Source organism: Streptomyces sp. NPDC004732, from assembly GCF_040609235.1.
In the GTDB taxonomy this organism is placed as follows: Bacteria; Actinomycetota; Actinomycetes; order Streptomycetales; family Streptomycetaceae; genus Streptomyces.
Map to the genome: position 1 here is coordinate 143809 of NZ_JBEXJR010000006.1, position 12635 is coordinate 156443.

Below are 12635 nucleotides of genomic sequence, written 5' to 3' on the forward strand. Positions count from 1 at the left end.
CGTGCCCGCCCGGTCCCGTCACGTCGCGTCTAGCGTGACCGAGAAGGAGAAGCGGTCGCCGCGGTAGTGGATGCGGGCCACGTCCAGCGTGCGGCCCTCCTCGTCGTACGTCACGCCGGTGTAGTGCAGGATCGGGCTGAGCAGCGGGACTTCGAGGAGCCGCGCGGTCTCCGGGTCGGCGAGCGTGGCCTCGACGGTGTCGGTGATGCGGCTGATGCGGACGCCCACCACGTCGCGCAGGACCTTCGTCATCGGCCAGCGCACCAGGTCGTCCAGGTCGATGCGGGCCGCCAGTTCGGGCCGGATGTAGTTGCGGGCGTGGTTGGTGGGCTCGCCCGTCTTCTCGTCGCTGCGCAGCCGGTGGTACGTCGCCACCTCGGCCGAGCCGGGGAAGTGCCCGGCGAGTTCGCCGGGGAGCGGGGTGGTGCCGTGGTCCAGGAGGCGGGTGGTCATGCCCGACTGCTGGGCCACGATCGCGTCGACCGAGCCCAGCAGGCGGACGGGGGAGCCGCGCCGCGCGCTCGGCTCGATGAAGGTGCCGCGCCGCCGGTGGCGGGTGATGAGGCCCTCGTCCTCCAGCTCCTTGAGCGCCTGCCGCATGGTCAGCACGCTCACCCCGTAGTGCCCCGCGAGCTGCTCCTCGGTGGGCAGCCGGAGCGGGGCATCAGGGGTGCGGCCGAGTATCGAAGCGCGCAGGGACTGCGACACCTGATACCAGAGCGGCAACTTCCGATTCAGGACGATCGAGTCCGGGGCGAAAGCGGTCACGGTCTCTCCGAATCAGGTGGCATCGCGTCAGTTGCGGAAGTGGCGCTCCAGACCCTGCCACACGTCGTCGTAGCCGCGCTGCAGGTGGGACGCCCCGGCCGCCTGTTCCGTCGCCGTCACCGGCCACCGGGTCTCGAACATGAAGGCAAGGCCGTCGTCGATCTTCTGCGGCTTCAGCTCGGCGGCGGACGCCTTCTCGAACGTCTCGCGGTCCGGGCCGTGCGCCGACATCATGTTGTGCAGCGAGCCGCCGCCCGGGACGAAGCCTTCCGCCTTCGCGTCGTACGCACCCTCGATCAGGCCCATGTACTCGCTCATCACGTTCCGGTGGAAGTACGGCGGACGGAAGGTGTCCTCGCCCACCAGCCAGCGCGGCGCGAACACCACGAAGTCGACGCCCGCGAGGCCCGGGGTGTCGGACGGCGAGGTGAGCACGGTGAAGATCGACGGGTCCGGGTGGTCGTAGCTGATCGAGCCGATCACGTTGAAGCGGTGCAGGTCGTACACGTACGGGACGTGGTTGCCGTGCCAGGCGACGACGTCGAGCGGCGAGTGGTCGTACGTCGCGCGCCACAGGTTGCCGCAGAACTTGTTCACCACCTCCACCGGGCCCTCGACGTCCTCGTACGCGGCGACGGGAGCGCGGAAGTCCCTTGCGTTCGCCAGGCCGTTGGCGCCGATCGGGCCGAGGTCGGGGAGCTGGAAGGGGGCGCCGTAGTTCTCGCACACGTACCCCCGGGCGCTCGCGTCGAGGAGCTCCACGCGGAAGCGGACGCCGCGCGGGATGAGCGCGACCTCGCCGGGCTCGGCGTGCAGCAGCCCGAACTCGGTGCGCAGCAGCAGCCCGCCCTGCTCGGGCACGACGAGCAGCTCGCCGTCGGCGTCGCTGAACACGCGGTCGGTCATCGAGGAGTTGGCGTGGTACAGGTGAATGCCCATGCCGGTGCGCTGGGCCGCGTCGCCGTTGCCGCCCAGCGTCCACAGGCCCGCGAGGAAGTCCGTGCCGGGCGCGGGCTCGGGGAGCGGGTTCCAGCGCAGCCGGTTCGGGTCGGGGACCGACTCGGCGAAGGGGGCCGTGCGCACCGCGCCGTTGTCGACGCGCGTGAACTGCGGGTGCGCGGCCGAGGGACGGATGCGGTACAGCCACGAGCGGCGGTTGTGCGCGCGGGGCTCGGTGAAGGCGCTGCCGCTCAGCTGCTCGGCGTAGAGACCGAGGGGCGCGCGCTGGGGCGAGTTGCGGCCGTGCGGCAGTGCGCCGGGCACGGCTTCGGAGCTGTGTTCGTTGCCGAAGCCGGAGAGGTAGGTCAGCCCTTCGGCGGTCTTGCGTGCGTCGTGGGCGTCCGCGTCCGTCCGGTTCGCATCCGCTCGGCCCGCGTTACCTGCGTGGTCCCCGCTCATCACACCGCTCCCTCATCAGTGATTCCTATGGAACACCGTAGGATTCGTATTTTCCTTCCGCAAGGGGAAGCGGGAATGTGAGCGATGCTCTACTCTCCCGGGATGCCCCACCCGAACCCGCCCAAGGACCCGAGGCCCCCGGCCGCCCCGGCCGCCCCGGCTTCAATGAGGCGCGTCCCCGTGCAGGAGCGCAGTGCCGAGCGGCTGACCCGGATCCTCGACGCCTGCGCCGCCGTCCTGGACGAGACCGGCTACGAAGGCCTCACCACCCGCGCCGTGGCCCAGCGCGCGGGCGTCCCGATCGGCTCGGTCTACCGGTTCTTCGGCAACAAGAGGGCGCTCACGGACGCGCTGGCCCACCGCAACCTCGACGCGTACGCCGAACGGGTGGCCGCCCGAGTGACCGGCGTCGAGCACGGCGACTGGCGCGGCGCCGTCGACGCGGCCTTCGACGAGTACCTGGCGATGATGCGCACCGTCCCCGGCTTCGGCCTCGTCGACTTCGGCATCCCCTCCGCGCCGGACGCGATGCCGGACGCGAACTCGCAGGTGGCCGAGCGGGTGGCCGCCGTGCTCGCCGACCATCTGAACCGCCCGCTCGACGCCGCCCTGCGCCGCACCATCCTCGTCGGCGTCGAGGCGGTCGACGCGGTCCTCCAACTGGCCTTCCGCGCCGTCCCTTCGGGCGACCCGGCGCTCGTCGACGAGGCGCGGATCCTGCTGCACGCCTACTTCGCACGGTCGCTGGACTGAGGAGGGGGCGGGGCCCGACACTGAGGTGATCCGGCGAAAGGGACCTAGGGGGAGCATGGCGCGGGTGGTGTGCGTCCACGGGATCGGTCAACAGCACGTGGGCGAGAGCCAGTTGTACGCCTCCTGGCGCCCGGCGCTCGCCGACGGACTCGCCCGCGCGGCCGCCCCGCCCCTGGACGCGGCGGACGTGACCTGCGTCTTCTACGGCGACCTGTTCCGGCCCCCGGGCCGCACCCTCGGCGCCCTCGACCCGCCCGGTGGTCAGGCGTACGCCACTGCGGGCCGCCGCCAGCTCGTCGTCGCCGGAGTCCACGACGGCGTCGTACACAGCCGGGTCGAGCTCCCCTCCGTCTGCACCGGCCTCACCACCGGCCCCCACGGCGAGCTCGCCGTCGCCACCCGCAGCGGCGTGATCCTCCTGGACGTACCGACGGAGAGCTCTCCCGACACACGGCCGTGACCTGGAGTTTTGCGCTTATTGCTCGCGCGTCAACATCTTGTTAACGCTTGATGGCCGGTCCTAACGTCATCCGGACCGCCAGACCTGGTGGGAGTTCGATGGTGAACGTTAGGTAGCCCCCATGCTGACAATCCTCGGATTCGTCATGATCGCCACCTTCCTGGTGCTGATCATGATGAAGAAGATGTCGCCGATCGCGGCACTGGTGCTGATCCCCGCGCTCTTCTGCGTGTTCGTCGGAAAGGGCGCCCATCTCGGGGACTACGTCCTCGAAGGCGTCGGCAATCTGGCGCCCACGGCGGCCATGCTCATGTTCGCCATCGTGTACTTCGGCGTCATGATCGACGTCGGCCTCTTCGACCCGATCGTCCGGGGCATCCTGCGCTTCTGCAAGGCGGACCCGGTGCGCATCGTCGTGGGCACCGCCGTGCTCGCCGCGATCGTCTCCCTCGACGGCGACGGTTCGACGACCTTCATGATCACGGTCTCGGCGATGTATCCGCTGTACAAGCGCCTCAAGATGAGCCTGGTCGTGATGACGGGTGTCGCCGCGACCGCCAACGGCGTCATGAACACCCTGCCCTGGGGCGGCCCGACGGCCCGCGCCGCGACCGCCCTCAAGGTGGACGCGTCCGACATCTTCGTCCCGATGATCCCGGCGCTCGCCATGGGTCTGGTCGCCGTCTTCGTCCTCTCGTACGCACTGGGCCTGCGGGAGCGCAAGCGGCTCGGCATCCTCTCGCTGGACGAGGTCCTGGAGAAGGAGACGGACACGGCCGACGAGACGGTCCTGGTGGGCTCGGCCGGTGGCGACGGGCGTACGTCGCTCACGAAGAAGGCCAAGACCACCGGGGGAGCGGGCGGCGGCACCGACGCCGACGCCGAGCCGGTCAAGGATGGCGAGGGTACGGCCGACGCCGACGACGACGGCTTCCAGGGGCTCGACCCCCACCGCCCCACCCTGCGCCCCAAGCTCTACTGGTTCAACGCGGGCCTCACCGTCCTGCTGCTCACCGCCATGATCATGGAGTGGCTGCCGATCCCGGTGCTCTTCCTGCTCGGCGCCGCGCTCGCCCTCACCGTCAACTTCCCGCACATGCCCGACCAGAAGGCCCGCATCGGCGCCCACGCCGAGAACGTCCTCAACGTCACCGGCATGGTCTTCGCGGCCGCCGTCTTCACCGGCGTCCTCCAGGGCACCGGCATGGTCGACCACATGGCCGACTGGCTCGTCGACGCCATCCCCGAGGGCATGGGACCGCAGATGGGCCTGGTGACCGGGCTGCTCTCCATCCCGCTCACGTACTTCATGTCCAACGACGGGTTCTACTTCGGCGTCCTGCCGGTCCTCGCCGAGGCGGGCCAGGCGCACGGCGTCAGCACCCTGGAGATCGCCCGCGCCTCCATCGCCGGTCAGGCCCTGCACATGTCGAGCCCGCTGGTGCCCGCCGTGTACGTGCTGGTCGGCATGGCCAAGGTCGAGTTCGGCGACCACACCAAGTTCACCGTCAAATGGGCCGTGCTCACCTCGCTGGTCGTGCTCGGCGCCGGAATCCTCTTCGGCATCATCTGATGCCGACCGCGTCATCCGGGCCCGGTGGCAGGGGCTGGCTGCTCCGTCTCGTCATCGCCTTCAGCTTCGCGCAGGGGGCCGTGTCGATGGCGCGGCCCGCCGTCTCCTACCGGGCCCTCGCGCTGGGCGCCGACGAGCGGGCCATCGGCGTCATCGCGGGCGTGTACGCCCTGCTTCCGCTCTTCGCCGCCGTACCGCTCGGGCGCAGGACCGACCACGGGCGGTGCGCGCCCCTGCTGCCCGTCGGCGTCGTCCTGATCGCCGGTGGCTGCGCCCTCAGCGGCACCGCGGACTCGCTCGCCGCGATGGCGGCCTGGAGCGGAGTGATGGGGCTCGGGCACCTCTGCTTCGTGATCGGCGCGCAGTCGCTCGTCGCCCGGCAGTCCGCACCCGCCGAACAGGACAGGAACTTCGGCCACTTCACCATCGGCGCCTCCCTCGGCCAGCTGGTCGGGCCGATCGCCGCCGGTGCCCTGATCGGCGCCGACATGGACCGCACCAGCGCCCTCGCCCTGCTCGTCTCGGCGGCCGTCGCGGCGGTCTCCCTCACCTCGCTGTGGCGCATCGAGCACAAGGGGCAGCACGCCGCCCCGGAGCGTGGCGAGCGCGTACCGGTCCTCGGGATCCTGCGCACCCGTGGCGTGCCCGCGGGCATCTTCATCAGCCTCGCCGTGCTCTCCGCGACCGACATCCTCACGGCCTATCTGCCGGTGGTCGGCGAGCACCGGGGCATCGCGCCCGCCACGGTCGGGCTCCTGCTCTCCCTGCGGGCCGCCGCCACCATCGCCTGCCGTCTGGTGATGACTCCACTGCTCCGGATCCTGGGCAGGACGGTCCTGCTGACCTCCACCTGCTTCCTCGCCGGGCTGCTCTGCGCGGGCATCGCGCTGCCCGTCCCGGTGTGGGGCCTCGCGCTGGTGCTCGCGGTGCTCGGCTTCTGCCTCGGCGTCGGCCAGCCGCTCTCCATGACGACGGTCGTCCAGGCGGCACCGGACGGCGCGCGCTCCACGGCGCTCGCGCTGCGGCTCACCGGCAACCGGCTCGGGCAGGTCGCGGCGCCCGCTTCGGCGGGCCTGATCGCGGGTGTCGCGGGCGTGGCGGCGCCGTTCGTGATGCTGGGCGGGCTGCTGTTCGTCGCGGCGGGCCTCGGCGCACGGAAGCGCCCCGGAGACGGCGCCGGCCGCCTCCGGGGCACTGCTCACCGTGTCGAGCGGAGTGTTACGAGACGATCTTGAGCAGCTTGTTCGGCGAACCCGAACCGGGGCTGGTCACCACGTTCGGCGTGGCACCGTTCGTCAGGGCCGTGGAGACCTGCGCCGGGGTGGCCGAGGTGTGGCCCGCCAGGTAGACCGCCGCCGCGCCCGCGACGTGCGGGGTGGCCATCGACGTACCGGAGATGGTGTTGGTCGCCGTGTCGCTGGTGTTCCAGCCCGCCTTGATGTTCACGCCGGGCGCGAAGATGTCCAGGACCGAGCCGTAGTTGGAGAAGCTGGCCCTGGCGTCCGTGTTGCTGGTGGCGCCGACCGTGATGGCCGTGGTGACGCGGGCGGGCGAGGTGTTGGCGGCGTTGGCGTTGTCGTTGCCCGCCGCGACCGCGTAGCTGACGCCGTCGGTGATGGACTTCTTCACCGCGTTGTCGAGCGTGGTGGAGGCGCCGCCGCCGAGCGACATGTTGGCCACCGCAGGGGCGCCCGCGGCGTGGTTGCTCGTCACCCAGTCGATGCCCGCGACGACACCGGCGGTGGTGCCGGAGCCGTTGTTGTCGAGCACGCGGACGGCCACGATCTTGGCCTTCTTCGCGACGCCGTACGTCTTGCCCGCGATGGTCGTGGCGACGTGCGTGCCGTGGCCGTTGCCGTCCTGGGCGGTGTTGTCGCCGTCGACGGCGTCGTAGCCGTTCACCGCGCGGCCGCTGATCTCGGAGTGCGTGATCCGCACACCGGTGTCGATCACGTACGCGGTGACGCCGGTTCCCGCGCTGTCCGGGTAGGTGTAGGTGCCGGACAGCGGCAGCTTCGGCTGGTCGATGCGGTCCAGGCCCCAGGGGGCGTTGGACTGGGTCGCATCGACGTGGAGTCTCTGGTTCTGCTCGACGGAGGCGACCGCGGGATCGGCGGCCAGTCTCTTCGCCTGCGTCTCGCTCAGCTTCGCGGAGTAGCCGTTGAGCGCGGACTTGAAGGTCTTCTGCACCGAGCCGCCGTACTCGGATATCAGGCCCTTGCCCTGGCTCGTGGCGGCCTTGAGGCCCGAGCCGTCCTTCAGCGTGACGAGGTAGCTGCCCTTGATCGCGTCGGCGGAGCCCGCCGCGATCACATGGCCCTCGGCGGGGGCGGCCTGGGCGGGCAGGGCGGTGACCGCACCGAGAACCGCGGCGGCGGTGGCGGTCGAGATCGCCGCGGCGATCACAGTCTTCTTGCTGCGAAGCATGGCCATTACGAGGGAGTCCTCCTCATAGGCGGCGTGCCCGGAGTCGGGCGACGCGACTGTGGGGGGTGTGCGCGGGATCGCACACACAGATGGGAGCGGTGCGTGCCGCTCCCGTCGCGTTCAGTAGCGTGGCCGCTCCACCCTTCCGGAGCAAGAGAGTTGACGCCTTGTCATGCCACTTTCACGTTTCTGAAATCGAATTCGTGCGGAATGCATGGGGTGTGTCCGCAAAACAGCTCGGGGCGGGGGTGGGATGCGTGGGCCGCGCGCACCTCCGCACCGTCCGCTGAGCGGACGAGGTGCTGGTCGGAGGCCTTGCGCGCATCTGAAGGAGGGGTGGAGCATGGCTCGACGTGGAGTCGAATTCCGCTCCGGGAGAGTCCTCGTCGAGCCGGTCGCGCGGATCAAGCGGAATGGCGCGCCGCCGCCCGGAGCGCCAGGGTGCCCGCGGTACATCGCTCCCGCAGCTCGTCGAACTCGGCGTCCGCCAGCTGCTTCCGGGCGGAGCCGCGGCGGCCGTGGTCGAGCTGGGCGCAGGCGCCCGCCAGCCATCCGGGATCCGGCTCGACCCCGACGAACGCGGCGAGCCGGGCGAGCTCTTCGTGCGGGGTGTCGAGGAGGTCCTCGTAGCCGAGCGTCATGTGCTGGCCTTCGGGCAGGTCGTCGAGGAAACGCACGCCCTGGGCGACCAGTTCGGACCACAGGTCGCCGAACTGCCGCAGGGGGTAGCTGCGGTCCCGCACGAGGGCGGGATCGAAGCGCTCGCCGAGCAGCGGCGCGAGCTCCGGCGGCAGGGCGCGCACCTGCTCCGCCGTCAGGTCGCCGAGGCTCTCGACGCCCGTCAGCTCCCTGATCTCCCGCAGCAGGCTGATCACGCGGTACCCGGAGTGGCGGCTCATGGACAGGGCGCAGTCGGGCCCGTCCCGGAAGAGGTGCACGAACTTCGCGTACGGGAAGGCGGTACGCAACTGCGGCACCCAGCCGGTCGAGTAGCCGGAGCGCTCCACGACGGCGGTGCGGCCGAACCGGGCGCCGAGCCACTCGAAGAGCGCCTCGTGGTGTGCGGCGGCGGCGCGCTCGGGCCACTCGACGACCGCCGCGCGGATCTCGTCGAGCAGGCCGTCGGGGTCGTCGGTGAGGTGCGGCAGCACCATGAGGGAGAGGGCGGGGATGCCGGTGGTCTCCGGGGCGTACCGGCCGGGGGCGCGGGTGTAGAGGAACTCCTGCATCGGCACTCCGCTGCGGAGCATGCCCGTGAAGTACGGGGTGGGCCGGAAGAGGGTCTCCCAGAACTCCGCGCCCGGCAGCGGGCCTTCGGGGAAGGACGCCTCACCGACCGAGGCCATGTACTCGTTGAGGCTGAGTACGTCAGGGTGGCTGTTGAGGATGCGGGACAGCGCGGTGGAGCCGCTGCGGCCCGTGCCGATGACGAAGGTCAGGCTGTGCAAGGTCACTCTCCAGGGGGCGCGTCGCGAGTGTTCCGGGGTCCCGTGCACCTCAGCACAGGGGAGGCCGCGCACACCAGGTGGCAGCGGCGCCCGGCGCGGAGCGGTGCGCGGCACGGAGCGGTGCGCGGCGGCGTGGCGCGGGCCCGGTCCCCTGATGCCCCTGGTGTCAGAAAACTATCAGCGCTAGTTTGTATCGCGGACGTCTACCTGGAGGAATGCCATGAAGGCCCACGACGGGATGTACATCGACGGTGCCTGGCGACCGGCCGCGGGCACCGACACCATCACGGTCCTGAACCCGGCCGACGAACAGCCGGTCGGGCAGGTGCCGGCCGGTACCGCGGAGGACGTCGACACCGCGGTCCGTGCCGCCCGCGCCGCCCTGCCCGGCTGGGCCGCCACCCCGCCCGCCGAGCGTGCCGCCCTGATCGGCGCGGTCCGCGACCGGCTCGTCGCCCGCAAGGACGAGGTCGCCGAGACCGTCACCGCCGAACTGGGCGCGCCGCTGCCCTTCTCGCAGGCCGTGCACGCGGGCGTACCGATCCTGGTCTCCGGTTCGTACGCCGAGCTCGCCGCGAACCACCCCTTCCAGGAGAAGGTGGGCAACTCCACCGTCTATCTGGAGCCGGTCGGCGTGGTCGGCGCGATCACCCCCTGGAACTACCCCCTCCACCAGATCGTCAACAAGGTGGCCCCCGCCCTCGCCGCGGGCTGCACGGTCGTCCTCAAGCCCGCCGAGGACACCCCGATCACCGCCCAGCTCTTCGCCGAGGCCGTGCACGAGGCGGGCGTGCCCGCAGGCGTGTTCAACCTCGTCACCGGCCTCGGCCCGGTCGCGGGGCAGGCCCTCGCCGAGCACGAGGGCGTCGACCTCGTCTCGTTCACGGGCTCGACGGCGGTGGGCAAGCAGATCGGCGCCACCGCGGGCGCGGCCGTCAAGCGCGTCGCCCTGGAGCTCGGCGGCAAGTCCGCCAACGTCATCCTGCCGAGCGCCGACCTGGCCAAGGCCGTCAACGTGGGCGTCGCCAACGTCATGTCCAACTCCGGCCAGACGTGCAGCGCCTGGACCCGCATGCTGGTCCACACCGACCGGTACGACGAGGCGGTGGAGCTCGCCGCGGCCGCGGCCGCCAAGTACGGCGACCGCATCGGCCCCGTCGTCAACGCCAAGCAGCAGGCGCGCGTGCGCGGCTACATCGAGAAGGGCGTCCAGGAGGGTGCCCGGATCGTGGCGGGCGGCCCCGAATCGCCCAAGGACAAGGGCTACTTCGTCCAGCCCACCGTCTTCGCGGACGTGACCCCCGAGATGACCATCGCCCAGGAGGAGATCTTCGGCCCGGTGGTCTCGGTCATCCGGTACGAGGACGAGGACGACGCCCTGCGCATCGCCAACGGCACCGTGTACGGGCTCGCGGGCGCGGTGTGGGCGGCCGACGACGCGGAGGCGGTGGCGTTCGCCCGCCGGATGGACACCGGTCAGGTCGACATCAACGGCGGCAGCTTCAACCCCCTCGCCCCCTTCGGCGGCTACAAGCAGTCGGGCGTCGGCCGCGAACTGGGCGCGCACGGCCTGACCGAGTACCTGCAGACGAAGTCCCTGCAGTTCTGACCCGCCCGGCACCGTCCGTGCAGTTTTCCGACCCAAGGAGTACGTGAACGTGGTCCGCGCCGCCATCCTGCCCGCCGTCGGCTCCCCGCTGGAGATCGCCGAGATCGACCTGCCGGAGCCGGGGCCCGGCCAGGTCCGGGTGCGCCTCGCCGCCGCTGGGGTCTGCCACTCCGACCTGTCCCTGACCAACGGCACGATGCGGGTTCCGGTGCCCGCTGTCCTCGGCCACGAGGGAGCGGGCACCGTGGTCTCCGTCGGCGAGGGCGTCACGCACGTCGCGCCCGGCGACGGGGTCGTCCTGAACTGGGCGCCTTCCTGCGGCAGTTGTCACGCCTGCTCGATCGGCGAGGTGTGGCTCTGCGGAAACGCCCTCGCGGGCGCCGCGGACGTCTACGCCCGGCGCCGGGACGGCAGCGACCTCCACCCCGGTCTGAACGTCGCCGCGTTCGCCGAGGAGACGGTGGTCGCCGCCAACTGCGTCCTGCCGGTGCCGGACGGCGTCCCGCTCACCGACGCGGCGCTGCTCGGCTGCGCCGTCCTGACCGGGTACGGCGCCGTGCACCACTCGGCGCGGGTCCGCGAGGGCGAGAGCGTCGCGGTGTTCGGCGTCGGCGGGGTGGGCCTCGCCACGCTGCAGGCGGCCAGGATCGCGGGCGCCGGGCGGATCGTCGCCGTCGACGTCTCCCCGGAGAAGGAGGAGCTGGCCCGCTCGGCCGGTGCCACGGACTACGTGGTGGCGTCGGAGACGACCGCCCGCGACATCCGCAAGCTCACCGGCGGCCAGGGCGTGGACGTGGCGGTGGAGTGCGTGGGCCGCGCGGTGACGATCCGTACGGCCTGGGAGTCGACGCGGCGCGGGGGCCGGACCACGGTCGTCGGCATCGGCGGCAAGGACCAGCAGGTCACCTTCAACGCCCTGGAGCTCTTCCACTGGGGCAGGACCCTGTCGGGCTGTGTGTACGGCAACTGCGATCCGGCGGTGGACCTGCCCGTCCTGGCCGGACACATCCGGGCGGACCGCCTGGACCTGGGGGTTCTGGTGACCGACCGGATCGGGCTCGACGGCATTCCGGCGGCCTTCGAGAACATGGTCGCGGGCAAGGGCGGCCGGGCGCTGGTCGTCTTCTGACCGGTCCCCGGTCCTGCTCAGTCCCCGTCGTCCGAACCGGTCAGCCGCGGAAAGGACTTGGCCCCGGCCAGGAACACGAACGTGGTGAGGACGAACGGCCAGGTGAAGGTGTGCCCGCCGGAGGGCGCGAAGAGCGCCGACACCGCGGGACCGAGCGCCGTCGACGCGGCGGCCCCCACGAGCGCGTACGTGAGGGTCGCCGCCCGGGCGGGCAGGAAGACGCCGCACAGGGCCAGGGACACGAGCACGGCGTTGTAGCCCATCGTGCCGTCGGCGATCCGCGCCGCGGGCGCGCCGAGCCCCCACGCGGTCGCGACGCCCACGGCGTTGCCGAGGCACGCGACGGCCGCCGTGCGGGGCCCGGCGACGACGAGGCCGAGCAGCAGCAGGGCGCCCACGTACCACTGCGGCATGAAGAAGATCTGGGCGAAGCCCGCGAAGAACCCCCGTGCGAGCTCGGCCGGTTCGACCGTTGTCGTGCCCGACGCGGGCAGGGGGAGCGCGGCCCGCCCCTGACCGGTGTGCCAGAGCCGTCCGAAGCCGGGCGCGGCGATGGTCACCGCGGTGGCGAGCAGACAGTACGGGAGGGTGAGCGAGGGCAGGCCCCAGACGCCGAGCAGCCGGACCACGGCCGCCGTCACGACCGTGACGACCACGCAGCCCGCGACCGTGACCAGCGCCGTCGACACATGGTCCGCGCCCAGGAAGACCGCGAAACAGAGCGCCGTCAGACAGGCGTTGAAGCCTTCGAGGCCGGGCGAGACGCGTGCGCGCTCCACGCCGAGGAGCCGTGCCGTGGCCGTGCCCACGGCGGTGCCGACCAGTCCGTAGACCCCGTACTCCCAGCCCGCCGCGAAGAGCGCCACGCTGAAGACGGCGCCCGCGGCGGCGCTCGGCAGGAAGGTGACCTGGGCCTGGCCGCGCAGCACCTGCGCCACGAAGAGCCGGGCGCGGCGCAGCCCGACTGCCCGCCCTCCGCGCCCGGTTGAGCCCTCCGGTCCTCCCGTCGAGCCTCCGCGGCCTCCGGTCGAGCCCCCGGCGTCCAACGCGTCCACTGCGTGCCCCACGGC

11 protein-coding genes are annotated in these 12635 nt (G+C 71.9%); 6 read left to right on the forward strand and 5 right to left on the reverse strand.

Features of this window, described 5'->3' with window-relative positions; genetic code table 11:
* Window positions 1-18: 18 nt before the first annotated feature.
* Both ABZV77_RS19310 and hmgA read right to left on the reverse strand, forming a co-directional pair.
* Window positions 19-768, reverse strand: a complete 750-nt coding sequence (locus tag ABZV77_RS19310; RefSeq protein WP_356257998.1) for a GntR family transcriptional regulator — start codon at window positions 766-768, stop codon at window positions 19-21.
* Between the two features lie 27 nt (window positions 769-795).
* Entirely contained in the window at window positions 796-2166 is a 1371-nt protein-coding gene (gene hmgA, locus ABZV77_RS19315) for a homogentisate 1,2-dioxygenase (protein WP_356258001.1), read from the reverse strand.
* A 102-nt stretch (window positions 2167-2268) separates the two neighbouring features.
* Here hmgA and ABZV77_RS19320 point away from each other — a divergent pair, with 102 nt between their 5' ends.
* From ABZV77_RS19320 to ABZV77_RS19335, 4 genes are all read left to right on the forward strand, one after another.
* Window positions 2269-2919 carry a TetR/AcrR family transcriptional regulator gene (locus ABZV77_RS19320; protein WP_356258003.1) on the forward strand — a complete coding sequence of 217 codons (651 nt, stop codon included), beginning with the start codon at window positions 2269-2271 and terminating at the stop codon, window positions 2917-2919.
* A gap of 55 nt (window positions 2920-2974) precedes the next feature.
* Window positions 2975-3379: a hypothetical protein gene (locus ABZV77_RS19325; RefSeq protein ID WP_356258006.1), complete on the forward strand. Its 405-nt coding sequence runs from the start codon at window positions 2975-2977 to the stop codon at window positions 3377-3379.
* 121 nt (window positions 3380-3500) lie between these two features.
* Complete coding sequence (locus ABZV77_RS19330; protein ID WP_356258008.1) at window positions 3501-4952, forward strand: citrate:proton symporter; 1452 nt, start codon at window positions 3501-3503, stop codon at window positions 4950-4952.
* Window positions 4952-6187 (forward strand): MFS transporter, encoded by a 1236-nt coding sequence (locus tag ABZV77_RS19335; protein ID WP_356258011.1) that lies wholly within the window; start codon window positions 4952-4954, stop codon window positions 6185-6187. The genes ABZV77_RS19330 and ABZV77_RS19335 overlap by 1 nt, the downstream gene beginning before the upstream one ends.
* On the opposite strand, the gene ABZV77_RS19340 is transcribed toward ABZV77_RS19335, so the two are convergent.
* Window positions 6171-7385 (reverse strand): S8 family peptidase, encoded by a 1215-nt coding sequence (locus ABZV77_RS19340; protein WP_356258014.1) that lies wholly within the window; start codon window positions 7383-7385, stop codon window positions 6171-6173. The two genes, ABZV77_RS19335 and ABZV77_RS19340, sit on opposite strands and share 17 nt — an antisense overlap.
* Window positions 7386-7783: 398 nt before the next feature.
* A complete protein-coding gene (locus ABZV77_RS19345; RefSeq protein WP_356258017.1) occupies window positions 7784-8827 on the reverse strand; it encodes a sulfotransferase in 1044 nt (347 codons plus the stop codon).
* A 220-nt stretch (window positions 8828-9047) separates the two neighbouring features.
* On the opposite strand from ABZV77_RS19345, the gene ABZV77_RS19350 reads away from it, so the two are divergent.
* Window positions 9048-10436 carry an aldehyde dehydrogenase family protein gene (locus ABZV77_RS19350; protein WP_356258019.1) on the forward strand — a complete coding sequence of 463 codons (1389 nt, stop codon included), beginning with the start codon at window positions 9048-9050 and terminating at the stop codon, window positions 10434-10436.
* Window positions 10437-10485: 49 nt separating this feature from the next.
* On the forward strand, window positions 10486-11565 hold the full coding sequence (locus tag ABZV77_RS19355) for a Zn-dependent alcohol dehydrogenase (RefSeq protein ID WP_356258983.1): 1080 nt from the start codon (window positions 10486-10488) through the stop codon (window positions 11563-11565).
* A gap of 17 nt (window positions 11566-11582) precedes the next feature.
* Here ABZV77_RS19355 and ABZV77_RS19360 read toward each other — a convergent pair whose 3' ends face one another.
* Window positions 11583-12632 (reverse strand): urea transporter, encoded by a 1050-nt coding sequence (locus ABZV77_RS19360; RefSeq protein WP_356258021.1) that lies wholly within the window; start codon window positions 12630-12632, stop codon window positions 11583-11585.
* Window positions 12633-12635: the final 3 nt, after the last annotated feature.